The sequence below is a fragment of the Bacillus sp. FSL K6-3149 genome, assembly GCF_038630515.1.
GTDB classification, from domain to species: domain Bacteria; phylum Bacillota; class Bacilli; order Bacillales; family Bacillaceae; genus Bacillus; species Bacillus pumilus.
Window position 1 is genome coordinate 3035556 of the sequence record NZ_CP152034.1, and the last position, 26751, is coordinate 3062306.

The following is a 26751-nucleotide window of genomic DNA, read 5'->3' on the forward strand; positions in this document are numbered from 1 at the left end:
ATAGTATACACCTTCGTACTGGTAAAGCAAAGGTAAAAAACGTTTTTTATTAAAATAAAATATCAGCGTTTATAAATATAAAAAGGATATAAAAAAATACTGTTGTTTCATCACAACAGTATTAAATATAATAGAAAAAAGTGATTAAAAATACATTTGAATCGTTTTCACTGCATCATCTTGCATGATCACTTTTCCGTATTCTTTTAGCCGATGGATCGTTAATGTCGTTGGTGAACCGAACTCCGCTAAAATGGAAATGACGGTATCAGCTGATAGTTCTTCAAAATCATCTAGGCTGAGAAAATATTGACCTTCATAATGGTAAACTGTACCCCCTAAAAGTCCAATACGACTTAAACTATGGGACAGTTGAATCACATCTTCAAACGAGGCAAATTGATAGAGCACATGATGACTCTCGTCGAGCTTGACTTGCATCTCAATGTAATCTTCATCAAACTCATCATCATCAGCATCATCCTGCTGACTCTTTGTGACAATGACGACCATCCCCTGCGCCTGAAGTGAAAATACTTCAACAGCAATCGGTCCACTCGCTTCAAAACCGAGCTCCTGATTCGCTTCGTTCATCATGTCTTTAAACAGCTGATGGACTTTGAACGAATCTTTCCAAAGGTCTTCTTTCGTAAGACCCCGGTCTGTCAGGTCATCTAGTGTGAGAAAAATTTTGATTTTATTATAATTCAGACGCTCCAGTCGCATAACGTTCCCTCCTGCCTCTTCTAAACACACATCATACTGTAGTATATGAGATGATGAGTCATAGGTTCTTAATTTTGTATTCAGTTTACACTGTGTCAAGACGGAAGACAAGCATGAAGCTATGCTTACGGTGACTTTTATGGAAAATATTGAGGGCGCAGCCAGTCATCGCGTTTTTACAGGCATTAAATAGATCAGATGCGTTTCCGGTTCTGCCCCGAGACGCATTGGAATCTTTGTTGTTCCATAGCCATTACTAATGAGAAAAAATGCGCCTTTGACCTGACCTGTTCTTCCTTTTTCATACGGACCAAATTTCCCAATTCGAATCTGACCTCCATGTGTATGACCGCTCAAAACAAGGTCGATCCCCTCATCTTCACTCATTAAATGATGTACATCTGGGTTGTGTGATAAGAGAATATTTACGTCATCTTTCACAAACTCAGGTCGTATCGCTTCATAATCCGCCTTTTCAAGCCGAATATCATCGATGCCTCCAATTTTAATTGACTGGCCTTCGAAATCCCACACAGCTGTTTCATTTTGCAGGGTCGTCACATCGTAAGCATGAAGAATCTCTTTAAGCTTTTGCTGGTGCAGCTCGTGATCATTATTTCCCCAAACAAAATAAACGGGCGCAATTCTTGATAAACGTTTCACATTTTCTTCAATTCTGACGTAGGGTACACCTTTTTCTGCTAAGTCTCCGCCTATCATAATGACATCCGGTTTTTCTTGTGTGACCTCAGCTAATAATGAATCACTAATCAGCCGCCGGTGTGTATCAGAAATAAAGAAAATCACTGCTGGTCGATCTGATTGAAGTGCTTCTATTGTAAAGTAATGCTTTTTGATGTTGTTTTGTTTTGCCGTTTTCACCATTTTTGCCGTTACACACACACCTGTTGTAACAGCCGCAATGGCGGCAGTAAATCCGATGGCATATTTCATCATAAATGGCTCCCTTGCATATGTGTCGTTCATAAGACGCTTGAATGAAAAAAGACGTTTCAACTATTAAAACGTCTTTTTACACATTTATTTACTTTCATAATAGAGATTAATGTCATATTGCTGCTGCATATAGCGAAAAACCGCTTCACGCTCTTTCCACTGGTCTGATTGCGGCCATAAGTCTGTGCTTTTTTGTATAATCTCACATCTAAGGCGATGATATTCATCCTCAGCCTTTTCTTCTTTTTTCTTATAATAATAAGATGCATAAAAAGCAAACACCTCAGCCATTATCCAAAATAGAAAGACCTCATGACTGAGCAGCGTTGCAATCATCGCTTCCGGCTGAAGCGAGCCTCCCTTATTTGCCGTTATCACAAAATAAAACAAAAGAATCGCCAGTGACAAAAGGGCTGTCCATTGCCACCTTCTACACTGCTTGGCAAAGCCCTCATATTTGTGCTTTCTTTTGATCAACGTTTCCATCATTTTCTGTGTCGGCTGATCCATATAGCGGCTGATTGCGTGCAAAGTCATCACATACACCCTGTCCCTTTTTTCTACATATGTATGTGCTTTTTCATTCGTTCATGTCAGGTAATTAGTTTTCCAATGGAATATTGAGTACTTGACCACTGTATACACTGTTCCCATTTAAATGATTGTAGGCTTTTATTTTCTCTTCACCTGATCGGCTTTTGTAATATTTCATCGAGATTCGATACAGGTTTTCCTCTGGGCCAACAGTGTGCTGGACGACACGAACTGGCTTTTCTTCCTGCTTCTTTTTCTCTTCGACTTCTTTTCGTTTTTTCTCTTCTTGCTGTTTTTGGAGGGCTAGCTGCTGCTGTTCACGCTTTTTCGCAGCTGCGGCTTTTTCACGCTCTTCTTTCTCTTTAGCAGCTTTTTCTTTTTTCTTTTGCTCTGCTTTTTCTTTTGATCGCTGCTTTTCTTTTTCTTCATCTTTCTTTTTCTTCTCTTCATCAGACGCATCCGCTTTATCAGCTTTTGCGTCATTTTTTGTTTCGGCTAGTGCTGACGGAACTGGGTCTGTGTCAGCACTTGAGGTTTTATCAATGTAGACATCTTGATTGTTATTATCGTTAATTTCCTTTGAAGTGTAGTAGATCAATAGAAAGAAAACAGTGATGACGATGATAGGAAAGATAATAGCCAATGTCGTAAACAAAGGATTGCGCACTTTTTTCGTACGCTGCTTCTTATATTCATGAAAGTCTTCTCGTGTAGGAAAGTGAGAGTCATCAGAAGGATGTACTTTTTCTTCAAGAATTTCCTCTACATTGTCGTCATGGTTGTTTGTCAGCTGCTCCTTCTTTCTCTGCATTCTCGACATTTCTTCCATGTTCATCCCTCCCCTTATATTTCAAACGAATTTGACAAGCAAAGACTAAGTCAATGACAAAATGTGTCATGACAGGAACAAATAAATTCCCCGTCCACTCGTATAAAAGTCCTAAAAAAATACTAATGGAAACCACGAGGATAAACAAGAGTATTTTTGATAAATAGCGAAAGTGAAGAAGCGCAAACACGATGCTGGCAATCTCAAGTCCAAATTGCTGTTGAACAATTCCGCGAAATAGTATTTCCTCTGAAAAGGCAATGAGAAGTGCTAACCAAACAATATGCGGAATGCTTCGGTTTTTGAACATCTTTTCATTTAAACCGCCATCATCATACATATGAGCAGGAAACACCTTCATGACAATTGCATCTATAATAATGACGAGCAATGCACCGCCAATTCCATATGTTAGAATGCGCATATCATGAATCTGCCAAAGGGCTGTAAAATCCGTCCATTGATCGAACATAAATATGCCTAGTAAAAAAGAAACGATAAGCATGAGCAGCTGCGTGAAATACAGCTGTTCTACGACTTGTCGATCGGTTAATTTTTCAATGATTCGGCGATGTTGTTCAATCAATGCTGCGCCTCTTTTGTCAGATGAAACATACGATCCAGCACAGTCTTCCAGTGTTTCATTTCATTCAGCTCCAATGATTGTTCTTTTTTTTCATAATCAGACAGGTTCAGTCCGCAAGAAGAGCAGCAATGCTCAGAGGACGCGCGCTCTGTTTGATCAAGCTGTTCGTGAAAATATGATAACAGAGATTGTCTAAAGCAGTCATGATCCATGATCCGCTCTTTAAATTGCCACACTTTTTTTAGCTTTTCTGTTTGTCTGTCCTGCAATATTTCTTTTAGATTCATCAGAATTGCCGGGCGCTGTTCGGACTCATGCATCATGTAATAGTGCGTCAGCATTCTTGCACGCGTCTCCTGAAGCCCTGTTTCCATCAATCGTTCACGTAATTTTTTTTCATCATTTGTCTGCATTTGAGTCAGTTGTGATAAGTAGAAATCAATTTCTGGTTCGTCAAATCCTTCTGCTTGGATCAAGTGTAGCTGAATATCTGCATCCTCTTCTGTATATAAAAGAATGCTCACACTGTTTTTCCCGTCCCTTCCCGCTCTTCCAATCTCTTGCATAAATGCTTCAATCGATTGCGGAGGGCTCATATGAATGACAAACCGGATATTTGCTTTATCAATTCCCATGCCAAAAGCACTCGTACAGCAAATAAGATCAAGCTGACCGCTAATAAATTGCTGCTGAATGAGCATACGATCTCCTGCGTCCATTCCGCCATGATAAAACTCAACACGCTGATTGGTTTTTTGTTTCATACAGAGAGCAAGCTCTTCTGTCATTTGCCGGGTTGGGCAATAAATAATGCCTGGTCCTTGCAAAAAATCCGCAAGCTCAATGGCCCGTTTCTCTTTTGCTTCTTTCGATTCGTGCACTTCTTTGACTAAGGCAATGTTCGGGCGGTTGACGGAATGAATATGAAAGTCTGGATGCTGCAACCTTAGCGTTTGCACAGTATCTTTTAGCGTTTGTTTCGTTGCTGTAGCTGTAAGAGCTAAAGCCACAGGATGACCTAACGCTTCTCTCCATTCTCCGAGCTTCGAATATTCAGGACGGAAATCATGCCCCCATTCTGATATACAATGCGCTTCATCGACGACAAACAGACCAATACGCATCGATTTGAGCTGTTCAAGCAGCACTTCTGACATTAATGCCTCAGGTGCGACGAATAGAAATTTATATGATGGCAAATGCCGAATGATATGTCGCCTCTCCTGAAAAGACAATGTGCTATTAAGCGCCGCCACTCGTTTTTCTCCGCGCATTTTCATTCGTTCGACTTGGTCCTCCATAAGCGATAAAAGCGGCGAAATAATCAGAACCAGCCCGTCTGTCATATAACCGGGAATTTGATAGCAAAGTGACTTTCCTCCACCCGTAGGCAGCATGGCAACCGTATCTTTTTGATGCAGTACACTTCGAATAATGTCCTCTTGACCTGCTTTAAATGTGTCGTGGCCAAAGTATCGCATGAGCGTCTGATGAAGCTTATCCATTTGCTTTCACCATCCTTGTCAGTGCCAATCGTATTTGAAAATAAGTAAATGGATGCTCGAGCTTTTCTTTAATTAGCTTCATTTTATTTGTTTGCAGCTCTCTGGCTACAGCAAGGATCTCCCGCTGCTCTTTTATACTCACATAGGGATCTATTGAAAAGCTTGGCTCATGTATCGACAGCTCCACGATATGATCTTCAATCGTTGCCTTTTTTAATGAACGAATGTGAGCAATTTGTTCAATATCAAATCCTTTTTGGACAAGCTCAAGTGTTTTGTGAGTAGAAGTTGTTAACACGCGTTTAAATTCAAGGTCACCTACGAGCTTCTGCAAAGTCGGCGCCTCACCTTTTTGGGCAGATTGAATAAAATAATGGAGTACATTCCAAAAAAGCAAGTACACATACCACACATCTTCTTTCATCCACTCCGCCATTTGCTGATACGTACGCCCGATTCGTTCATGTGAGGTCAATGAGTAAACAAAAATCAGTGCCTCTTGATCACTTAGGTTCATTAGGAGTTTTTCTAGTTCATGATGCAGCTCTTCTGAAAGCTTGCTTTTCTGCTGATGCTGTTTCAAAAAAGATTTCGTCCAGCTTTGAACTGAGACATCTCTTTGTATTGGAACATATTGATGTGATCCAGCCATATGGTGAGAAAGCACTTGTACAAGTAAAGAGAGCCTCATCCATAGCATCTTTGCTTTATCGTGGTATTTGGCACCATGAAAATAAGCAGGCATCGGTTTTTCAGAGAAATGCTGGTGTAGCATTTGCTGCCCTGCTCCAGTGATACTCAGTGTCTCATCGGTTTTTCTAATATAGTGCTTCTCTTCAAGCTTTAAAGCAGAACGATTCAGCTGATCCCTCGTAAACCCCGGGTAACAGCCGAAGTACCTGGAAAGCTCAAACAAGCTGGCATCCTGTATGGTTTGAGATGATTTTTTTCCTTTAAAAAGATGGTAGACAGCACTAATGGAGCGTTCGCCGTTCAATTTATATACGCTGTCCATTAACATGACATCCAAATAATGAAGAGTCATTCATCAAAGCACCTGTCTTCCTGACAAAATTCGAATATTTTCTCCCTTTATTTTAACAGATTTCATACAAGAAGAAATGTTTAAACTCAATTTATGGGGGAAAGTTATGAACAAACCCTTATGTGATAAGCATTCTCAATCACTTTACAGTTGAAATGTGAATTTAAAATCATTACAATAAGGTTTGAGGAAATTGTTTTTTATCGGTGAAACTAAAAGGTTAAACCATGTGTTCCATCGAACTATTTGGGAGGTATTTTTTTAACATGGCAAAATATACAATTGTAGACAAAGACACATGTATTGCTTGCGGCGCATGCGGTGCAGCTGCTCCAGACATTTATGATTATGATGATGAAGGCATTGCATTTGTTACGCTTGACGACAACCAAGGGACTGTAGAAGTTCCAGAAGTACTTGAAGAAGATATGCTTGATGCATTTGAAGGATGTCCAACTGACTCAATCAAAGTTGCGGACGAATCTTTCGAGGGTGACCCACTTAAGCATGAATAGTATAAAAGCCCCTTATGCAGGGGCTTTTTTTATATTAACTATTTTGAAGTCGGCGTTTATTTTCAAACCATGGACGCATTTTCACAAAAATGAAGCTAAATACGATGGTAATGATGATTCCTTTAATAAAGTTAAAAGGTAAAATCCCTGCTGTAATGGTCGTCTTGAGCGCATGATCTGATAGTTCAGGTGCGTTTAAAAACCATGTGTAAGCTGGCAGGAATAAGAAGTAATTTAAAATGCTCATCATCACAGTCATAAGTAATGTACCCATGATCATTGACCAAGCCATTCCTTTTGCTGATTTAATTTTTTTGAACATAAAGGCGACTGGTAAGATGAATAGTGTGCCTGCAATGAAGTTCGCGACTTGCCCAACTGGAACGCCGGACATACTGCCTTGAATGAGATAATGCAGAACATTTTTTAATGCCTCCACGGCAATTCCTGCACCTGGCCCATAAATTAAAATCGCAATAATCGCTGGGATATCGCTGAAATCAATTTTCAAATACGCTGGAAGCCCTGGGAAAGGGAAATCCAATAAAATTAACACGAACGAAATACTGCTAAGCATACTGGTGACGACTAAACGTTTTACTTTACTTTGATTCAATATTCTCTCTCCTTTTCGATCAAATCTTTCGAAAAGAGGATTGTTCAATTTCAGCCACAAAAAAACCGCTCATGAAAACAGGAGCGGGGAATTTAGGCTAGACAAATAAACGTGTGAAAAACCAAGTTTTCAACGTTTACGAACCTCCATCTTCTCCCATCCAGACTATACTGTCGGCTTCGGAATCACACCGAATCCTGCCAAAAAAGGCTCGCGGGCTTAGAGACTATGCTCATCACCGCCGGTAGGGAATTGCACCCTGCCCCGAAGATTGATCATTATTCAATTCGACATCATTATATATGATATATGAGCATTTGTACAGATAAAAATCCTGAGCAATTTCATCAGTTTTAAGAAATCGCAAAAAACTTAAAAATTATAATGACAAATACGAAAAAATTGGTTATCTTTTGTTTAAAGGTGTCCATTCTTTATAAAGACACTAAGAAATGTTCGTGTTTTCTTTTTCGCTTTACTGCTTTAATTTGATTGACACAGCGAAAAGGAATATGGTAAATTATCAGATATTTATGACGTTTATTTTAGGAGGAAATCTTACGATGTTTCGAGTATTAGTCTCAGATAAGATGAGCAATGATGGTCTTTTACCACTTTTAGAATCAGATTTTGTTGAAATTGTCCAAAAAAATGTAACAGAAGCAGAAGATGAATTACACACATTTGATGCCTTACTTGTCAGAAGTGCGACGAAAGTGACCAAAGAGCTTTATGAAAAAATGACTTCATTAAAAATTGTCGGCCGTGCCGGTGTGGGAGTAGACAATATTGATATTGATGAAGCAACCAAGCATGGCGTCATTGTGATCAATGCACCAAACGGTAATACGATCTCCACAGCTGAGCATACATTTGCGATGATCTCTTCACTCATGCGTCATATTCCACAAGCCAACATTTCTGTGAAATCAAAAGAATGGAACAGAGGTGCCTATGTTGGTGCAGAGCTTTATGGAAAATCTCTTGGGATTGTTGGACTTGGCAGAATCGGAAGCGAAATTGCCCAGCGTGCAAGAGCATTTGGCATGACAGTCAACGTATTTGACCCGTTTCTGACAAAGGAACGCGCAGAAAAAATCGGTGTCAATGCCAAGTCACTTGATGAAGTACTCGAAGTATCAGATATCATCACTGTACATACCCCGTTAACAAAAGAAACAAGAGGACTTCTCAATAAAGAAACAATTGCAAAAACGAAAAAAGGCGTTCGCCTAGTGAACTGTGCACGCGGTGGTATTATTGACGAGCGTGACCTTCTTGAAGCGCTTGAAAGCGGCCATGTTGCAGGAGCTGCACTCGATGTATTTGAGGTAGAACCTCCTACTGATAATCCGCTTGTAGACCATCCGCTCGTCATTGCGACTCCGCATCTTGGCGCATCGACGAAGGAAGCACAATTAAATGTAGCGGCGCAAGTATCTGAAGAAGTACTTCAATTTGCAAAAGGACTCCCTGTTATGTCATCTATTAACCTACCAGCGATGACAAAAGACGAGTTCAAAAAAATTCAGCCTTATCATCAGTTTGCAGGAAAGCTCGGACGTCTTGTCTCTCAATCAATGAGAGAACCTGTAAAAGAAGTAGGCATCTCTTACGAAGGCTCTATTTCAAAACTCGAAACATCCTTTATTACAAAAAGTCTTCTGTCAGGCTTTTTAAAAGAGCGTGTTGATTCGACTGTAAATGAAGTCAATGCTGGAATGGTGGCAAAAGAACGCGGCATTAGCTTTAGTGAAAAGATTTCTTCCAGTGAATCTGGTTACGAAAACAGCATTTCTATTGAAGTCAAAGGCGACCTTTCAACCTTTACTCTAAAAGCAACCTATATCCCGCATTTAGGAGAACGCGTTGTTTCCATTAATGGATTTAATATTGATTTTTATCCAGATGGACACCTTGTCTACATCCAGCATACTGATGCACCTGGTGTAATTGGAAAGGTTGGACAAATTTTAGGCGACCATGATGTCAACATTGCGACAATGCAGGTAGGACGTAAAGAAAAAGGCGGCGAAGCCATCATGATGCTTTCTTTCGATAAGCATCTTGAGGACGAAATTGTCAAAGAATTAACTGAAGTGCACGATATACTTTCTGTCCGTCTGATCGACCTATAAAAAATCATGATAAACCTCATGCACATGCATGAGGTTTATTTTTTTGAAACCATTAAACGATCTCCCGTTCGGATGAGATGAGTAGTCAGCTCATTGATCTGTTTCAATTGTTCCACAGTCATCTCATGCGCCTTTGCAATCGACCAAAGGGTATCTCCTTGTTTAATGAGATATGTATTGTTCTCTTGTCCGTTTACATGTAGAGCCGGCTCTTGGAAGCGATCCATTGCAATGATTGTGAGTGGATCTACCGCATCTTCTTTGCTGACTGACCAATGCCCCCTGTGCACCTCAAAATGCAAATGAGTGCCTCTAGACGCCCCTGTGTTGCCGATAATGCCGATCGGCTGTCCTGCTTCTACATGGTCACCCTTTTTAACAAAACGCTCGTGTAAATGTGCATAGACGGTTTCATATCCATTTGGATGCTGGATAAACACAACCTCGCCATATGTAGCAGATACATACGAACGCGAGACCTCACCTTCACTTGCAGCAAAGATGGATTCTCCTTCTGGCGCAGCTATATCTAATCCCATGTGCGAGCCGCCTCTTGTCCCAAACAAATCTGTGACTTCTCCTTTTATCGGCTCCACCCATTCGCTTGTATCCTGTGCATGAGCAACAGGTGAAAAGATCATCAAAAAACAGCTGGCACATATGAAGCAATACCTTTTCATTAGTGACTCCCCTTCTTTGAGGTTCTTTTTATGACAGCTTAGTATACAGCAAGGAAGCTATTTTCTATACATCAAAAAAGAACGCAATTTCTTGCGTCCTTTAACGGTCTTTTATGACAACTGGATTCGGCAGAGCCGGCACCTCTATCGGTTCTTCTAATTCATACGGACCAACTTGATCTGTTCCCGCCTGTTGAATGGTGACCTCTGTAAAACCAAAATCTTTCGCTGAGAGCAGCAGACCTTCAATGAGTAAAATATGATCATTTGAGTCCGATAATTGCGCTGATGCTCCAAACGTAATGGTCACATGTTTTCCTTTAGACGTCACTTCTTTAATCGGTTCGTCTTTAATTAATGGATCAAGTCCTGCATCGCTTGTACGCTTCATAGCTTCTACCGCATCTTCATACGATGAATAATGCGTTTTTGAAGGCACCAAAAAAGTCCCGCTCTTATTCTCTAAAACATAATAAGCGTGCTTTGTTTGTTTTTCAATCGATATTGTTCCAACGCTTCCATTTGCTCCTAGTTGAAGGTGAGAACCTTTGGCTGTCTTGACTTGCACCTGCTCATATTTGCTCCATTTTAGCGTTTCTTTTACCATATCTTTAAACCTGCTGGCTTCTTTTAACGTATCAAGGGACAAATCACTTTTTAATTGAAAAACAAGTGTATCTCCTTTTTCACGAAGGTCCACCATATCCATATAAGATTGAAGAGGCTTTGTCATTTCAGGCAGCTGCACCTGTTCATATGTGTTCACCATATCCTGCAAATGATCATACTCATCCTCTTTTTCAATGCTAATCGGAACCACTTGAGAGGTCGATTCATCTATGTATGCTATGGTCATAAACTTTTGCTGCTGCTTACGAGACACAACGTGTGAGGGGCCATTAGTCTGTTTGACCGCCTCTAATGTGGCGTTTACCTGACTTTTGTCAGCACTTGAGTCCATTTTCATTTGCTGATGATGATCTTGAGCAGCTGGCTGAAATAAATGAGGAGAAATTAAAAACGCCATAAATAAAACCACAACGGTTGCGACCGCTGGACCGATCCATTTGGCACTTTTCTTTTTCTGCCCGCTTGCCATCAGCATCTGCTGGTATATCTGCTTAGATGAACGGTTGTCCTCCACCTTTGGAAGCTGACTTAGTAACACCTTGATTCGTTCTTCGCTCCAATCGGACCTGTTCGTTTTCATTCACTAGCTCCTCCTTCAAAAGCTCCATATGTTTTCGGAGCACTTTCAGGCCTCGGTGCTGCGTTGTTTTGACTTTGCTTTCCGAGAACTTTAGCGCCTTTGCCGTCTCCATGATTGAGTAGCCCTGGATAAATCTTAAAATGATGACAGCTCGTTGATCAATCGTGCACTGATCAAGTGCGGCATAGATTTCTTTTACATTTTCATCCTGTACAGCTAGTTCGTCTGGGAGCAAGTCTGGGTCCTTTACATCCTGCTTATCCCAATCAAACGTGCCGAGTACCCGTTGTCTAATGGTTTGCTGTTTGCGAAACCAATCAATTGCCACATGCCTCGCAATTGAAAACAGCCATGTTTTCTCGCTGCTTCTTCCTTCAAAAGTTTTATATGAGTGAAGTACCCGGATGTAAACCTCCTGAACGAGATCCTCTGCCTGATTTTTATCTTTAACCATATAAAATAAAAACTGGTACAAATCTTGATGGTACGAATCATATATTTTTTGAAAGGTTTCATGCATAGGAAACCCCTCCGTTCACTTATTTTTGTCGAGTGACTCTTAAAAAACGTTACATTACAACTTTATGACAAATATATTACAAGTTCGACAATTTGGGAAGGGCTTTTTGTTTAACTTCTCCTTAAAAATATGAAAATAAAAAAACACTTCTTTTTCTTTCGAAAAGAAGTGTTAGATTGTTGACAAAGTGCTAAAATGATGTTTATTTTAGCACTTTGTCTTCTTTTCAGCGTGATAGAAAACCTTTGAAGTCTAGGAAGGGCGAGCACTGGCGCGGAGCGAATTGAACATTCGTGAGCACCAGCGCGCAGACCTGACAACGAATGCGAGGGTTTGTCTACACGCTGACACTTCTTTTTCTTTCGAAAAGAAGTGTTTCTCATGTAACAAGATTCTTCGTCAGGATTAGACGAGTTCCTGCTTTTTTCTCGGAATATAAAAGGTAAAGTGTGTACCAGTACCCGCTTTGCTATGTGCATGAATGGAGCCTTGATGTGCTTCTACGATATTCTTCACAATCGCAAGACCAAGTCCAGTACCAGAACGCCCTCTTGTTCTTGCCTTATCCGCTTTATAGAAACGTTCGAAAATAAATGGCAGATCCTCTTCAGGGATTCCGCTTCCTGAATCTTTCACATCCATTTTCAGACCGCTTTCCACCGATTGAACCGAGAAGTGAACCTCTCCGCCTTCTGGTGTATGACGAATGGCGTTATCAATAAGATTCGTAAACACCTGTTCAATCTTATCCGGATCGAGTACAAAGTACGGTTCATCCACTTGAATGTCATATGTGAGATCAACTTGCTTTTCTTTTGCTATACCAAGAAACTTGCGGTAAATCTTCTCGGTCAGCTCTTCTGTATCTGTTGATTCAAGATTCAGTGTAATATGGCCAGCTTCCATTCTCGCTAGGTCTAGAAGATCGTTCACAAGACGTCCCATTCGAAGTGATTCGTCGTAAATAATTTGCGCAATCTCTTTCTTTTCCTCTTCTGAGCCAGCAATATCATCTACAATTGCCTCACTATATCCTTGCAGCATAGCAATTGGAGTACGAAGTTCATGACTGACATTGGCAATGAAGTCTTTTCTCAGCTTATCAAGTCTTCGTTCCTCTGTCATATCACGAAGGACCGCAACTGCTCCCCTAACGTCCTGCTGATTATAAAGCGGAGACATGAGAAGAACCCAAGTACGTCCTTGCAGTGTGACTTCAATCATTTGCTCTTTTTCCGTGCTGACGGCTGTATGAAACAATTCTCGCGCTTCTGGAGGCAGTTCATCTCCATCTTTGATCTTCATATTTTGCTCGTAATACCATGCCTGCAAGAATCGTTCTGCAGGAGGATTCGTCATGAGGATCGTTCCATCAATATTGATGGTGATGACACCATCAGCCATACTGCTTAAAATATTGGACAAATGCTCTTTTTCTTGATTTAAAGCTGTGATATGAAATTTAAGCTGCTTGCCCATTTGGTTAAAGGCGATGGCCAGTTCTCCAATTTCGTCTTGCGTTAATATAGGAATCTTTGTATCAAATTTCCCTTTCGCCAGATCCTGCGCTCCCTCTTTCATCTTTCTAAGAGGATAGGTGACACGTGTTGATAAGAAGAACGCGAAAATAGTGGTCAGAACAATGGCAATTCCGGCTGCTAGGAAGATATAACGCGTCGTATGTTTTGTTGTTTGCTCTACCGCAAGTAATGATTGAGAAAGAAAGACCATGCCTTTTTTTCCGTTTGCCTCAAATGGAACACCGACAACAATTCGTTCATCCTTATGATTGCCTGCATTTGGTTCTGCACGTTTACTGATTTTTTTACGATCTTTTAGTGCTTGATTCAAATCACCGTCTGCTTCAATTTGTTTCTTTGTAATCGCAGGAAGCTTCCCGTCTTTTTCAGACGAATACCACTCTAGCCCGTCCTCTTGGATAATCGCAATACTCGTCAATTTGTCAGCAAGCTCTGATGTAATCGACCTTGCGAGTGATTGATCGTCATGGCTTTCTAAAATGACCGCCACTTTATTTGCCATTTGCGTTAAATCTGACTTTGCTTCTTCTACATGGTAATTTTCAATGAACTCTAAAAGAAGCACGGTTAAAATAGATAAAACGATGAGGACGAGGAAGAGAATGGTTAACCATAGCTTTCCAACGACACTTTTCCACAGTTTCATTCAGCGCCGACCTCAAATTTGTACCCGACACCCCATACCGTCACGATTTTTTTCGCAGCTTCTGGTGACACTTTATTCAGCTTTTCGCGAAGTCGTTTGACGTGGGTATCGACTGTTCTCAAGTCTCCAAAGAATTCATACTGCCATACTTCTTTTAACAGCTTCTCTCTGTCATAAACCTTATCCGGTGTTTTCGCAAGGAAATATAAAAGCTCATATTCCTTCGGCGTGAGACTGACTTCTTTGCCATCAGCTGTCACTCTATGCGCGTCGTGATCAATTGAAAGATGAGAAAACACAAGGACGTCTTTTGTTGTTGTCCCAGTATTGAGATAAGACGTTTGAGAAGATCTTCTGAGCAATGCTTTCACACGTAAAACAACTTCACGCGGGCTAAAAGGTTTGACGATGTAGTCATCCGTACCTGCTTCAAACCCTTGCACGCGGTTGGCTTCTTCTCCTTTTGCCGTCAGCATAATGATTGGGGTCGCTTTTTTGTCTCGAATTTGATTACACACTTCGATCCCATCTGTACCAGGCATCATTAAATCGAGCAAAATGAGGTCATAATCTGTTTGGAGTCCCTTTTGAATGGCCTCATCTCCATTTTCAGCTTCATCGATTTCATAATTTTCACGCTCTAAATACATTTTTAAAAGGCGGCGAATTCTTGCCTCATCATCTACGACTAATATTTTCGTTTGAGTTGTGTGTTCCATTAGACAATCCTCCTGCTTTCTCCGTTGTTACATTCATTTTAACAAAAAGCCGAATCGATTCATAAAAAGTTGGCCTTTTTCATGTGATTACGCGTAAGAATGAAGCCCTGCAATCACAAGATTGACAAAGATGAGATTAAACATAATGATGGCGAATCCGATGACAGCTAACCAAGCGGACTTTTCGCCATGCCAGCCCCTGGATAAGCGAAGATGAAGGTAGGCTGCATAAAAGAGAAACGTAATTAATGCCCATACTTCCTTCGGGTCCCAGCCCCAGAACCGAGTCCATGCAATTTGCGCCCAGATCATTGCAAAAATGAGCCCGCCTAACGCAAATACAGGGAAACCAATGGAAACAGCTCTGTATCCAATTTCATCGACTAAATCTAGGTTCACCTGTTTCACGAGCGGTTGAAGCAGAGCACTCAGTCTTTTGCGAATGATCAAGCGAATCAGTCCATACAAAATCAGCCCTGTGCCGAATGACCATAACACCGTATTGACCTTTCTTCCTGAAAAAACAGGCGGCAAATCAACAAACGGTTCCAAACGATCATGCGTCACAAGCTCTCCTTTATGAGGTCCAACTAGAGCTGGCAGCTCATAGACCATCACACTTTCCTCTTTATTTTTATCGACCCAATTAAATTTCGCTTCGTATCCTGTCATTCTAAAGATGGACGTGACTGCGATAAATGCAAGTGTCACAACAATCATAAACATGACAAGCTCTAAACCAAATGTCTTCTTACCTGGTTTTGTTTGATCGACATGCTTTAATAAGAAGATGACACCTGCCACAAAGCTGATCGCTAAAATAGCTTGCCCTAGTGCTGCTGTTGTCACGTGAATATAAAGCCAATTACTTTGTAATGAAGGAATTAGCGGTGATATATCAGATGGGAACATACTTGCATAGGCAATAATCAATAAAGCGATTGGAAGTGTAAATAAACCAAGTACCGACACTTGATACACAAAATATAAAATGATGAATGCGAGCACAAGCATCATGCCAAAAGCCGTTGTGAATTCAAACAAATTACTGACTGGTGCATGACCAGACACCATCCACCTTGAAATAAAGTAGCCAAATTGACTTAAAAAACCGATGATGGTGAGCGTAATACCGATAAGTGCCGCCTTATTTCTGCGCGGTCCATCAACTTTCTTTTTTCCTTTAATGGCACCACCAAAAAAAGGAACTGCCGCTAAATACAATAGAAAAGCTGCAAATAACAGGTTTTCACTGACTGCTGCCATCTAATCCTTCCCCCTTGCTTTTGCTGATACTTGTTGTATCAGGCAGTTCTTTTTGATCAACTGGCTGTTTGATGCCACTGTCACTTAGGATCACGCCAAGATCAGACTTTAAGCCAAACCAGTTTTTGTTTGTGTGTCCTGCCACGAATACTTTTCCATCCTTTGCAGACAGCCAAATTCTTCTATGCTGCCAATACATCCCCTGCACGACACCAATCATGAAGATGATCCCGCCTACGATGAGCACCCCAAGAGTTAAATCTTTTCTCACCGTCAATCCCGTGACGTTTTTCGTTTCCACTCGATCAAACTTCATTTTATATAGGTTATTATCAGAGCCCTCTACTGTCTCTTGAATCGCCACAAAGCTTTTTTCACCTTTAGGCTTTTCAGGAGAAACCATTTCAAACACGAAAGCAGGATTATTCGGATTCCTTGTTTTCGTACTCGGCGTTCCATCATCGTCAAAATAAAAATCAGGGAGATAGCTCATCACTTTGACTTTGTAACCGCTACCAAGATCATATTCTGACTTAGGCTCCAGCAGATTAATCTTCACTGTTCCGAAAGATTTTTCTGTATCTTTACGAATCAGCTGAAAGACCATTTGATCGAGTTCATTTTGTTTAAAATCCACTTGATATAATGAGAAATGATCAAACTTGAGCGGTTCGTTCACTTTGATATCGTGTTCTGATACCTGCTTCAGCTTGGGCTTTTCACCAAACACAACTTCCCCTTCACGTTTGTATAAAGTGGCATCGGTTTTATAACTTTTCACTACTTGACCGTCGCCAGCTCTTTCAATCGCATTCTCAAACACTTCTTTTTCATTTCCAGTTTCATAGCGGTCAATTGAAAACGCATTATTTTTCAAAAAATATTGACCATCTGTGCCTGGAATTGGGGCAGTTTCACCCTCTCTAACCCACAGCGTTTCATCCACATACATGCCTGGGACAAACCGGAGCATCGATCCAATGAGAAAGATGATTAATCCAATGTGATTGACGTAAGGGCCCCAGCGTGAAAAGCGGCCTTTTTCCGCTAAAATATGTCCGTTTTCTTCTCGCACACGGTAACGCTTTTGTTTCATTGCTTTCTTGATGCCTTCATATGTATGCTGATCTAACGTTTTGTCTGTCTCACTGAACAGACGCTGTCTTCTCATAAAGCCTTCTTTTTTAATAACCCCTTGGTTTTTGAGTGCTCGATAAAGAGGAATAACCCGGTCGAGACTGCAAATGACAAGGGAGATTCCGATGGATGCAACTAAAGCTAAAAACCACCAAGAATTATAAAGATCATGGAATCCAAGTGTGTAATACAGCTTGCCAAACGACCCATATTGCTCTTCATAATAGGTGGAAGCAGATGCACCTGGCGGAATAAATCGCTCCTGCGGAAAAATCGTTCCTAATGAGGAAGCAAGCAGTGTGATGACAATCAGCCACACACCCACCTTAACGGAAGAAAAAAAGTTCCATACTTTATCAACAATCGTTTTGTTGTATGTTTGCGAGCGTCTCGCACTGCCGTCATATCTCATATCAAGCAGCTTTGAAGAGTTTTTCTCTTTAGCCGCAATAGGATTCCCGCAGGATTCACATAAAACAGTACCGATTGGATTAATATGTCCACACTCGCATTTTACCTCTTTCATTCTATGACCCCTTTGGTTTAATCAAATTCATATAATCATAGACATTACGTTCTGTCATGGTTCCCTTTATGACTTTGATTACCTTGCCTTCAGGATTAATTAAAAATGTGGTTGGCAGCGGCGTAATATCATATGCCTCTGTCACCTGACGATCCTTGTCCATGGCAACAGGAAAATTCACGCCATAGGACCCCATAAAATTCTTCACGGCAATATTGGATTCTGCAACATTGACTGCAACAATTTCCACACCGCGATCCTTGAACACTTCATATTGATTTGCCATGTAAGGGAATTCTTGTTTACATGGACCACACCAGGTCCCCCAAAAATTAAGAAAGACACCTTTGCCTTTTAAGTCCTTTAATTCAATCCGTTCCCCATCCACAGATTGAAGGACAAAGTTTGGCGCAATAGATCCTTCTTTGACCCGATCCTGTTTGGCAAATACTGAGTTATACATGGTATAACATAGTGCAGCAAGCATCACGAGGAGAATGCCCGTCCGTATGAAAAACCGTCTTTTTTTCATCTGAAGTACCCCTTCCCCATAGACATTCAGGTAAATTATAGCATTCTCCTTCTTTTGATGCTTCTTCATTTTTTGAAGTTTATGTGAAAATTAAAAAGCGCTTTTCCCGTGATCTGCAATTGCTCTCAGGCGCTTTACTTCATGCGGTGTTAATTCTCTGCGGTCTCCTGGTCTCATGCCTTCAATATGAAGGAACGCATATTGCTCTCTTTTTAGCTTTAACACATCATGACCGATCGCTTCAAACATGCGGCGCACTTGTCTGTTTCTGCCTTCATGAATGGTTAATTGAACGATAGATGTCTGCTTTCGTTTATCGATAGAAAGCATCTTGGCACGAGCACGTGCAGTCTTTTTATGATCTAACATAATCCCTTTTTCTAGCTTTCTAAGCAATTCCTTTGATGGGATGCCTTTTAGCTTCGCTGCATATGTTTTATCAATTTCGTATTTCGGATGCATGAGCTTATGGGCAAATTCCCCGTCATTTGTAATTAAAATCAAACCGCTCGTATCATAATCTAAGCGGCCGATTGGATAAAGGCGCTGCGGGACGTCATCAAAGAAATCTGTGACAACCTTACGTCCTTTATCATCCTCGGCAGCTGAAATGACGCCGCGCGGTTTATAAAGCATAAAGTAAACCGGTTCTTCTCTTTCAAGCTTTAATCCGTTGACTTCAATTTTATCTGAAGAGCCCACTTTTACTCCGAGCTCTGTCACTGTTTGACCATTAACGGTAACTCGTCCTTCTTTAATTAATTCTTCTGCCTTTCGTCTAGAAGCGACGCCGGCATGTGCAATTACTTTCTGTAAACGTTCCATTTTGTCTTTCACCTCATGTACTATCTTACTTGCTTGACTTAAAACAAACAAGCATTCGTGGAAAAATAAGCGATTCGTCTGTTTAATTTCAGCTAAAAAGCAATTTTCCATCCATTGAAAGACAAAAAAGCGCCTCATTAGGCGCCGCTAAATAACAAACTGACGATGATGACAGATGCAATGATGCCAATGAGGTCCGCTAACAGACCTACTTTCAGCGCATCTCCCATTTTTTTTATACCGACTGCCCCAAAATAGACCGTTAAAATGTAGAGAGTGGTATCAGTTGACCCTTGCATGACAGCTGCGAGCTGTCCGATAAATGAATCTGGTCCATATGTCGCAATGAGGTCTGATGTCATCCCGAGTGCAGCTGTGCCAGATATCGGACGAATAAACGCAAGCGGCACCACTTCTGCCGGGAAGCCGATCGCTGTAAACACGGGTTTTAACAGTCCCATGACAAAATCAAGCGCACCAGACGCGCGGAATATCGTAATGGCCACGAGCATGCCGACTAAATAAGGAATGATTGAAAAGGCAATTTGAATACCTTCTTTCCCGCCCTCGACAAATGTTTCATAGGTCGGTACCTTTTTAATGGTTCCCGCAATTAAAATTCCTGCGATGATCAGTGGAATCAAAGCAAGTGACAGCCAGTTAATAAATGACACGAGATCACCCCCGCCTGCTTCTGCGATAGTGGAAATAGCGATCAATGAGAATGGCACCAATGCCTGAAATGAGTGTCGCCAAAATGGTTGGCCCTACAATGTCTGTTGGCTGATCTGCACCATAGGTCATTCTAATTGCAATGACGGTTGTTGGCACGAGTGTGATAGAGGATGTGTTGACCGCTAAAAATGTAATCATGGACCGGCTTGCTTCATTTTTCCCGCCGTTTAATGCTTTCATCTGCTCCATTGCCTTAATCCCAAGCGGTGTAGCGGCATTCCCGAGACCAAAGAAATTCGCCATCAGATTGGACAAAATATATCCCATCGCAGGATGGTTAGGCGGAATATCCGGAAATAGCTTTGAAATAAAGGGACGGCACAATTTACTAAAGAAATGTAACAAGCCTGCCTCTTCTGCAATCTTCATCAGCCCGAGCCAAAAAACGAGGACACTAATCAGACCAATTGAAATGGTCACTGCTTCCTTTGATCCCTTAAATACAGCTTCGTTTACTTCCTCCATCGTTCCGTTGAACATCGCGTACACAAGACCGATGACAGTGAGGAATACCCAAATTAGATTGACCATGAAGATCCGCCTATAGATGTCTGAAAGACAGACTTAAACATTTCTTGGAAGCTTTTTTGAGGCATTCGATTTCGTTTATTTTCATAAAAAATCGGTACTTGCTCGATCACCTGTCCATCTAATAAAAACGTCATTTTCCCTACAACATCAGGGATGGCCTCGGCGTTTTTTTTCCACTTCTTTTGAGGAGTAAGCATTTCCGTTTCAATTTCTACTAGCTTTTTCTCATCTTCATTTAAAAAATAGTCCACATCACGTTTGATAAATGCTTTTTTTTCGTAAAAGGTTCCTTTTAATGAAGCGAGTCTTCCTTTTTCAGCAAGTACGTACGTTTTATAATGATCAAATGCATATTCAAACATAGAGATATGATCCTTCCAATCATCTGGCGCATTAATGGTCACAGCGATCAGTGCCGCATCCCCTTTGGCAGCTGTAGAGACAAGTGTGCGTTTTGCAAGCTTCGTATATCCCGTTTTCCCTCCAGTAGAATATTGATATAAACCAGTAAGGAGCTTGTTTTTATTTTTCCAATAGCCCTCCATCGTTTTTGCTTTATAGAAAGTCGTTCCCGCAATTTTTTGATATTGTTTATGCCCCGTGGCGTATTTTGTTAAGATAGCCATGTCATAGGCTGATGAATAATGATGTTTATGATCATCGAGTCCATGCGGATTTTGAAAATTCGTATTCTCCATTCCTAGTTCAGATGCTTTTTGATTCATCATAAAAATAAATCCTTCTAAGCTACCGCCCACATGCTCTGCAATGGCAACAGCTGCATCATTTCCAGAACGCAGCATAAGCCCGTATGTCAAGTCTTCTAGGCTCACCTTTTGCCCTTCTTTTAAATAAATCGATGAGCCCTCTGCTTGAATCGCGCGCTTTGATACTTTGACGGTGTCTTTCATTTTTCCTGATTCAATGGCTAATACTGCCGTCATAATTTTCGTAATACTGGCGATTCTTCTTTTTTCATGCTCGTCCTTTCCAAATAGGACTCTGCCTGACTGTCCATCTATTAAAATGGCGCTTCTTGCACTCACTGATAATGACATATCTGCTTTGGCATGTGAGGAAAAGGGCAGTAAGAGTGTAAATAGAAGAAGGACTGCTGTTCCAATTTTTAAATAGGGCATGTTCATTCACGTCCTTGTCCGTTTTGTACAAGTGTATGCGCGGCTGAAAAAGTTATGATGCCTCGTCCATAAAAAAAAGCGTCTCTATATGTAGAGACGCTCCTTCCTCTTGCTTATACCATTTTCATTTGCTGATGAGATGTCGTATATTCTAGCTCTTCTCTCATCGCTAAAAAATCTTTTTCTAATGAAGAAAATAATCGTTTGATCTCAGCGGATACTTCATGGTGGAAAACAATGCTGCTCTTTCCTGTATATGCGGAACGGCTGTCTTCATACCATGTATCCTTTTTCGGCGTGAAAAACTCTTCAATACATTGATGATAAATACGGTGAAGCGTCTGCTGCGCGGCTTGCTGCGGGAATGTCTGCTGCTGGCTGATTTTCCTGCAAACTGCCGCTGCATCCTCGCTGTACACTGCAAGCTTCCGTAATGTATTCAATATGTCACAATAATAGGCTTCCGCTTCAGGGTTTAATCGTTTCATACTTGATAAGGTAGCTTCGTTCAGAAAACCATTCATTTCAGTTGCAACCTTTGATAAAAAGACGCCTGCTTGATCAACTTGAGCCTTTACATTCATATGTGCCATTTGTTTTGTGTTTACCTTCCCCTCATGGCTTTATGACCATTTTATCTGACATCAATAGATGTTAGACCTAAAATCTTTTTTATATTTTATCATACATTTTTCATTCTTTTGAACTATTTTATCTCTTCAAATGTTTGATTGAAGTTTTCAAAAAATAGATCAGCTTCTTCTTGTACACCATCTGCTTCCACATTCTCTGGAAGTGGCGGTAATTCATCCAATGCCTTTAAGCCAAACTGCTCTAAAAAGGTAGGTGTTGTCCCATAAAGAATTGCTCGCCCAGGGCCATCGGCACGTCCAACTTCACAGAGCAGCGCTTTGGCTACTAAACTATGAAGCACCCGCTCTGATTTGACTCCTCTGATTTCTTCTACCTCACTGCGTGTGATCGGCTGTTTATAAGAAACGATTGCGAGTACTTCAAGCGCTGCCTGAGACAAACCTTTGGATGGGGTCTCGACTAATTTTTTCAAATAAATGCTGTATTCCTTTTTCGTCAGCAGCATATATGAATCTGCATATTCAATGAGCTCAATTCCTCGTTCTTGTTTTTGATACTCTTCCTTTACGGCAGACATCATATCGAGTAACGCTGCCTCTTCTACTTCAAGAACAGACATGAGCTGTTTTTTTGTTAAGCCTTCGTCACCTGCTGCATAAAGCAGCGCTTCTATGATGGCTTTCCAATTCACGATATCAAGCGTCATGAATCGTTTCACTCCCTATAATATAAATGTCTTCAAAGTTTCCTTCCTGCTCTAACATGATTTGATGACCTTTCATCAATTCAAGAACAGCAAGAAACGTCACGACAAGGTGCTCCTTTTGATCATGTTGAAATAGAGTCATGAAATTGGTCCGCTTTTTCGTTTTTCTTAAATGGTTCATAATCTCATTCATTTTGTCTTCAATCGGGATTTCTTGTCTTGTAATCCTAGATGGTGCTGGTTTCGTTATTTTCTTTCGGTTCAATACCTTTTGGAACGCACCTAACATATCATACACCGTGACATGCAGGTTTGTGTCCTTCGCTTCCGATTCTTTTGCAAATTCGCTTAAATCACTCGGAGGTTTTGTAAAGGCATTTTGCCTTTCTTCCTCGCGTTCTTTTAGTTCTTGTGCTGCATCTTTATACTTTCGGTATTCAATCAGTTTGCCAATCAGCTCTTCTCGAGGGTCCTCTTCCTCTTCAAGCAGGTCTTCATCAAATAGCTCTTCCTCTTGTTTCGGAAGGAGCATTCTGCTTTTAATACTCAGGAGGGTTGCAGCCATCACCAAATATTCACTTGCCACATCAAGTTCAAGCTCCCTCATGGTATGGACATATAATAAATACTGCTCCGTAATTTTAGCAACGGGAATATCATAAATATCAATTTCCAACCGGTTGATTAAATGTAAAAGTAAGTCCAATGGACCTTCAAACGAATCTATTTTCACCTGATATTCCAGCATTTTTTCTCACCATTTCTACTGTCTTCTAAGTACCGTTTCACCGGCTAACCTTTAGTATAAGACAGGATAAAGCTCTCGTCCAATATAATTTCGACCATGATGTCCTAGGCAAAATAAGAAAAACAGTGGTTTCGCCCATACCACTCAGGGCATTTATACATAGAATACCATTGTAAACAGAACTATGAAAAAGGAGGCCGTATCATTATGGGAGATGGCTATAACTTTGGTGGAGGTTTCGCGCTTATTGTCGTGCTTTTCATCTTGCTGATCATCGTTGGCGCGGCTTGGGTTTATTAAAGAAACAGGGCGTCCTTTCACGAAGGGCGCTCTTTCTTCTTTTCTTTTCAATATGTTAGACTGAGAGTGGAAAAGGAGATGACCACTGTGTATCCTGAAGCGTACGTGGCTTTTTTACATGAATTTCATACGACAAGAGATTATTTTGAGTGTCATGAAATTCTTGAGGAATATTGGAAGGAAGACCCGCATGAGCAGCGCAAAGAATATTGGGTTGGCTTCATTCAGCTTGCCGTTGCTTTGTATCATCAAAGACGGGGAAATGGAAAAGGTGCAAAACGGCTCATTTCAAATAGCCTCCACTTGCTGGAAGCAAACCGGCCCGTATTATCGAACCTCGGTCTGGATGATGAGGCGTTTCTCAAACTTCTGAGAACGCTGAAGAAGAAAATGGCTGAAGACATGCCCTACGAAAGTGTGATGCTCCCGATTAAAGATGAAGCGCTCCTGTCTCTATGCCAAGAAATGGCTCAAAAAGACGGACTGATCTTTGGCCAGGAGAGCAACTTATCCCACACATTTTTGATCGAAAAACATAGACTGCGTGACCGGACAGATGTATTGCTTGAACGAAAAAAGCAAATCGAACGTAAAAAAAGCAGAGGACTGTAGCCTCTGCTTTTACATGTGTGATATTTAATTTGTTTCACTGTGACACCTATGAAAGAAGCCTTGCGTTAATTCATTTGGAATGAGTGTTTTGGTTTTGAATACCTCTTCCACGGCTAAAACCATTTCCTTGCCGATTCCTTGATCTCGATGGGATGGATTCACACTAATATGCTCGATTTGTACTTGGTCGTCTGTTTTCAACACACCAATAGCACCTACGATATCCTCGCCATCTTTCCAAAGGAACAGCTGCCGATTTTCATCCATTTCATATGACTTCATCGTCTGCTGAAGCTGTTTGACGTCTTTCTCACCTGGCATGAAGGAGAGTAGCCCCATGGCAATTTTTTCAAAAGACCTCTTATAACGAATTAACATATATACCCCTCAATATTCAAATTATCCTTATGTCCAGCAAATGTCTCACGAATCATTTGCTCATCACACATTATAAACATTTTTATACCGTTTTTAAACTCTTTTTCACTAAATTAACGAAAGGTACGGTTGAGATTCGCCATTTCAATGGCAGCTGCAGCCGATTCGCTGCCTTTATTTCCAGCTTTTGTACCGGCTCTTTCGATAGCTTGTTCAATGGATTCTGTTGTTAGTACACCAAAGATAATAGGTACCCCTGTTGACATGGCACTTTGAGCAATTCCTTTAGCGGCTTCATTACAAACATAATCGTAGTGAGTTGTTGCGCCCCTGATTACAGTTCCAAGTGTAATGACAGCATCATATTTCTCTGTTTCAGCTAGTTTTTTTGCCATGTACGGAATTTCAAAAGCACCCGGTACCCACACGACATCAATATCGTCACCGTTTGCTCCGTGTCTGAGCAATGTATCTTCTGCTCCGTCAAGCAGTTTACTTGTAATAAAGTCATTAAATCTCGCGACGACAATTGCAAATTTTAGTCCTTCTGCTACTACATGCCCTTGTATTGTATTCATATGTTGATCATCCTTTTTTGTGATTTTTTATTTTGTTTCGATAGCTGCTGTTTCTTTATTATTTAAATAGGTTTGCAATGCTTCTATTGTCAGCATCTTTAAACCGTGCTGTTTTTGGATTTCTTTTAGTTCTGGAACACGCGCCATTGAGCCATCTACATTCATGATTTCACAAATGACACCCGCTGGCTCTGAACCTGCCAGTTTCGCAAGATCTACCGCCGCCTCTGTATGACCTGGTCTTTCTAGTACGCCGCCTTCTTTTGCAATGAGCGGAAATACATGACCTGGGCGGGCAAATTCTTCTGGAGTTGCGTCTTTATTTAACATGGCAAGCATGGTCGTAGAGCGCTCAAAAGCACTAATACCAGTCGTCGTTGTCACATGATCGATGCTCACTGTAAAAGCTGTATGGTGTGCATCTGTATTTTGTTCTACCATTGGATGCAGGTTCAGGTGTTTGGCAATCGACGCATGGACCGGTGTACAAATGAGACCTCTTCCATGTAAAGCCATAAAGTTAATCACTTCAGGCGTGGCATGCTCAGCAAGTGCCACAAAATCTCCTTCGTTTTCTCTGTCTTCATCATCCACTACGATAATGATTTCTCCTTCTTTCAGAGCGTTTACTGCTTCTTCTACTAAATGATACATACAATCGCCTCCTAGAATCCGTGCTCTTTTAAAAATGATGGGGTCAATCGGGATGGCTGCTTTTCACCTTGTTCTTTTGTTAAAAAGCGATAGATGTATTTACCGATCATGTCACACTCTATATTCACGATCTCTCCCATAGATTTAGTCGGGAAAATAGTTCCTTCAAGCGTATGAGGAATAATAGAGACTGTGACGTGTGAATCTTGCAAATCGAAAATGGTTAAGCTGACACCATCTATTGCGATCGAACCCTTTTGCGTGAGCATATCTGTGAGGGTCTTGTCCATCTCTAAATCATAGTAAATGGCATTACTTTTCTTTTCTATTCGGGTAATGACTGCCGTCCCGTCAACATGGCCTGAGACAAAATGACCGCCGAATCGTCCATTCGAGGACATGGCCCGCTCTAAATTCACTGGACTGCCTGATGTCAGCTGATCCAGTGATGTCGCTTTGACCGTTTCTGGCATCACATCTGCTGCGAACTGTGCTTTTGTAAAGCTTGTGACTGTAAGACATACACCATTGATCGCAATACTGTCTCCGAGGTGAACATCTTCTAGCACACGGCTGCACTGAATGACAATTTCTATGGCATCTGCTGACTTTTTCCTTAATGACTGAACTGCGCCTACTTCTTCAATTATCCCCGTAAACATGTGATCCTCCCTTTCTTTTCATTTGTATTTCTCACTTTTTAAAAAAGCGATGTTAGGGACA

29 protein-coding genes, 2 pseudogenes and 1 riboswitch are annotated in these 26751 nt (G+C 41.0%); of the genes and pseudogenes, 4 read left to right on the forward strand and 27 right to left on the reverse strand.

All coding sequences use genetic code 11. The annotated features are described in order from the left end of the window. Positions 1–144: 144 nt before the first annotated feature. The 7 genes from MHB83_RS15315 to MHB83_RS15345 all read right to left on the reverse strand — a co-directional run bounded on the left by MHB83_RS15315 (position 145) and on the right by MHB83_RS15345 (position 6182). Entirely contained in the window at positions 145–726 is a 582-nt protein-coding gene (locus MHB83_RS15315; RefSeq protein ID WP_003215601.1) for a genetic competence negative regulator, read from the reverse strand. Between the two features lie 165 nt (positions 727–891). After that, on the reverse strand, positions 892–1680 hold the full coding sequence (locus MHB83_RS15320; RefSeq protein ID WP_342496448.1) for a metallophosphoesterase: 789 nt from the start codon (positions 1678–1680) through the stop codon (positions 892–894). 87 nt (positions 1681–1767) lie between these two features. Further along, positions 1768–2220 (reverse strand): DUF2663 family protein, encoded by a 453-nt coding sequence (locus tag MHB83_RS15325; RefSeq protein WP_050943835.1) that lies wholly within the window; start codon positions 2218–2220, stop codon positions 1768–1770. Positions 2221–2284: 64 nt separating this feature from the next. Continuing rightward, the gene (locus tag MHB83_RS15330) at positions 2285–3046 is read right to left on the reverse strand and encodes a LysM peptidoglycan-binding domain-containing protein (protein ID WP_342496449.1); all 762 of its coding nucleotides are present in this window, start codon (positions 3044–3046) and stop codon (positions 2285–2287) included. Then, entirely contained in the window at positions 2991–3632 is a 642-nt protein-coding gene (locus MHB83_RS15335) for a CPBP family intramembrane glutamic endopeptidase (RefSeq protein WP_050943833.1), read from the reverse strand. The genes MHB83_RS15330 and MHB83_RS15335 overlap by 56 nt, the downstream gene beginning before the upstream one ends. Continuing rightward, positions 3629–5137 (reverse strand): ATP-dependent DNA helicase RecQ, encoded by a 1509-nt coding sequence (locus MHB83_RS15340; RefSeq protein WP_050943832.1) that lies wholly within the window; start codon positions 5135–5137, stop codon positions 3629–3631. Before MHB83_RS15340 ends, MHB83_RS15335 begins: the two co-directional genes overlap by 4 nt. Further along, positions 5130–6182, reverse strand: coding sequence for a helix-turn-helix domain-containing protein (locus MHB83_RS15345; protein ID WP_050943831.1), 1053 nt, complete (start codon positions 6180–6182; stop codon positions 5130–5132). Before MHB83_RS15345 ends, MHB83_RS15340 begins: the two co-directional genes overlap by 8 nt. Before the next feature lie 266 nt (positions 6183–6448). On the opposite strand from MHB83_RS15345, the gene MHB83_RS15350 reads away from it, so the two are divergent. Then, positions 6449–6697, forward strand: coding sequence for a ferredoxin (locus MHB83_RS15350; protein WP_003215700.1), 249 nt, complete (start codon positions 6449–6451; stop codon positions 6695–6697). A 34-nt stretch (positions 6698–6731) separates the two neighbouring features. On the opposite strand, the gene MHB83_RS15355 is transcribed toward MHB83_RS15350, so the two are convergent. Further along, the gene (locus MHB83_RS15355; RefSeq protein ID WP_044141215.1) at positions 6732–7274 is read right to left on the reverse strand and encodes an ECF transporter S component; all 543 of its coding nucleotides are present in this window, start codon (positions 7272–7274) and stop codon (positions 6732–6734) included. Positions 7275–7457: 183 nt separating this feature from the next. Continuing rightward, positions 7458–7589, reverse strand: a riboswitch (FMN riboswitch). Between the two features lie 287 nt (positions 7590–7876). On the opposite strand from MHB83_RS15355, the gene serA reads away from it, so the two are divergent. Continuing rightward, positions 7877–9451 carry a phosphoglycerate dehydrogenase gene (serA, locus tag MHB83_RS15360; protein ID WP_012010415.1) on the forward strand — a complete coding sequence of 525 codons (1575 nt, stop codon included), beginning with the start codon at positions 7877–7879 and terminating at the stop codon, positions 9449–9451. A gap of 35 nt (positions 9452–9486) precedes the next feature. On the opposite strand, the gene MHB83_RS15365 is transcribed toward serA, so the two are convergent. The 15 genes from MHB83_RS15365 to MHB83_RS15435 form a co-directional block, all read right to left on the reverse strand. Beyond that, positions 9487–10131 (reverse strand): M23 family metallopeptidase, encoded by a 645-nt coding sequence (locus tag MHB83_RS15365; RefSeq protein ID WP_268458337.1) that lies wholly within the window; start codon positions 10129–10131, stop codon positions 9487–9489. Between the two features lie 100 nt (positions 10132–10231). Continuing rightward, positions 10232–11341, reverse strand: coding sequence for a sigma X negative regulator (locus tag MHB83_RS15370; protein WP_212045946.1), 1110 nt, complete (start codon positions 11339–11341; stop codon positions 10232–10234). Further along, positions 11253–11861 (reverse strand): RNA polymerase sigma factor SigX, encoded by a 609-nt coding sequence (gene sigX / locus MHB83_RS15375; RefSeq protein ID WP_003215976.1) that lies wholly within the window; start codon positions 11859–11861, stop codon positions 11253–11255. The genes MHB83_RS15370 and sigX overlap by 89 nt, the downstream gene beginning before the upstream one ends. 405 nt (positions 11862–12266) lie before the next feature. Further along, positions 12267–14048, reverse strand: coding sequence for an ATP-binding protein (locus MHB83_RS15380; RefSeq protein ID WP_003216141.1), 1782 nt, complete (start codon positions 14046–14048; stop codon positions 12267–12269). After that, positions 14045–14767 (reverse strand): response regulator transcription factor, encoded by a 723-nt coding sequence (locus MHB83_RS15385; RefSeq protein WP_003215596.1) that lies wholly within the window; start codon positions 14765–14767, stop codon positions 14045–14047. Before MHB83_RS15385 ends, MHB83_RS15380 begins: the two co-directional genes overlap by 4 nt. An 87-nt stretch (positions 14768–14854) precedes the next feature. Next, positions 14855–16033 (reverse strand): c-type cytochrome biogenesis protein CcsB, encoded by a 1179-nt coding sequence (gene ccsB / locus MHB83_RS15390; protein WP_342496450.1) that lies wholly within the window; start codon positions 16031–16033, stop codon positions 14855–14857. After that, positions 16017–17696, reverse strand: coding sequence for a cytochrome c biogenesis protein ResB (locus MHB83_RS15395; protein ID WP_003215850.1), 1680 nt, complete (start codon positions 17694–17696; stop codon positions 16017–16019). The genes ccsB and MHB83_RS15395 overlap by 17 nt, the downstream gene beginning before the upstream one ends. 1 nt (position 17697) lies before the next feature. Continuing rightward, positions 17698–18228, reverse strand: a complete 531-nt coding sequence (locus MHB83_RS15400; RefSeq protein WP_003215793.1) for a thiol-disulfide oxidoreductase ResA — start codon at positions 18226–18228, stop codon at positions 17698–17700. A 90-nt stretch (positions 18229–18318) separates the two neighbouring features. After that, positions 18319–19053, reverse strand: coding sequence for a 23S rRNA pseudouridine(2605) synthase RluB (gene rluB, locus MHB83_RS15405; protein WP_034620508.1), 735 nt, complete (start codon positions 19051–19053; stop codon positions 18319–18321). A 137-nt stretch (positions 19054–19190) separates the two neighbouring features. Further along, positions 19191–19727, reverse strand: coding sequence for a spore maturation protein (locus MHB83_RS15410; protein ID WP_003216139.1), 537 nt, complete (start codon positions 19725–19727; stop codon positions 19191–19193). A 4-nt stretch (positions 19728–19731) separates the two neighbouring features. Then, entirely contained in the window at positions 19732–20319 is a 588-nt protein-coding gene (locus MHB83_RS15415; protein ID WP_003215919.1) for a nucleoside recognition domain-containing protein, read from the reverse strand. Further along, positions 20307–21458, reverse strand: coding sequence for a D-alanyl-D-alanine carboxypeptidase family protein (locus tag MHB83_RS15420; protein ID WP_342496451.1), 1152 nt, complete (start codon positions 21456–21458; stop codon positions 20307–20309). Before MHB83_RS15420 ends, MHB83_RS15415 begins: the two co-directional genes overlap by 13 nt. A gap of 113 nt (positions 21459–21571) precedes the next feature. After that, entirely contained in the window at positions 21572–22051 is a 480-nt protein-coding gene (locus MHB83_RS15425) for a YpuI family protein (protein ID WP_003215803.1), read from the reverse strand. Between the two features lie 113 nt (positions 22052–22164). Continuing rightward, positions 22165–22758 (reverse strand): SMC-Scp complex subunit ScpB, encoded by a 594-nt coding sequence (scpB, locus tag MHB83_RS15430; RefSeq protein ID WP_034661126.1) that lies wholly within the window; start codon positions 22756–22758, stop codon positions 22165–22167. Then, entirely contained in the window at positions 22748–23506 is a 759-nt protein-coding gene (locus MHB83_RS15435; RefSeq protein ID WP_050943826.1) for a segregation/condensation protein A, read from the reverse strand. The genes scpB and MHB83_RS15435 overlap by 11 nt, the downstream gene beginning before the upstream one ends. A 216-nt stretch (positions 23507–23722) precedes the next feature. Here MHB83_RS15435 and MHB83_RS15440 point away from each other — a divergent pair. Both MHB83_RS15440 and MHB83_RS15445 read left to right on the forward strand, forming a co-directional pair. Then, positions 23723–23806 (forward strand): annotated as a pseudogene (locus tag MHB83_RS15440) (YjcZ family sporulation protein); the annotation flags it as partial. An 87-nt stretch (positions 23807–23893) separates the two neighbouring features. After that, on the forward strand, positions 23894–24418 hold the full coding sequence (locus MHB83_RS15445) for a DUF309 domain-containing protein (protein ID WP_342496452.1): 525 nt from the start codon (positions 23894–23896) through the stop codon (positions 24416–24418). A 24-nt stretch (positions 24419–24442) separates the two neighbouring features. Here MHB83_RS15445 and MHB83_RS15450 read toward each other — a convergent pair whose 3' ends face one another. The 4 genes and pseudogenes from MHB83_RS15450 to ribE (MHB83_RS15465) form a co-directional block, all read right to left on the reverse strand. Next, entirely contained in the window at positions 24443–24796 is a 354-nt protein-coding gene (locus tag MHB83_RS15450; protein WP_106028745.1) for a GNAT family N-acetyltransferase, read from the reverse strand. Positions 24797–24909: 113 nt separating this feature from the next. Next, a complete protein-coding gene (gene ribE / locus MHB83_RS15455) occupies positions 24910–25374 on the reverse strand; it encodes a 6,7-dimethyl-8-ribityllumazine synthase (protein WP_012010433.1) in 465 nt (154 codons plus the stop codon). Positions 25375–25449: 75 nt separating this feature from the next. Beyond that, a pseudogene (gene ribB, locus MHB83_RS15460) lies at positions 25450–26028 on the reverse strand (3,4-dihydroxy-2-butanone-4-phosphate synthase); the annotation flags it as partial. Between the two features lie 11 nt (positions 26029–26039). Further along, positions 26040–26690 (reverse strand): riboflavin synthase, encoded by a 651-nt coding sequence (gene ribE, locus MHB83_RS15465; protein ID WP_342496453.1) that lies wholly within the window; start codon positions 26688–26690, stop codon positions 26040–26042. Between the last annotated feature and the right edge of the window lie 61 nt (positions 26691–26751).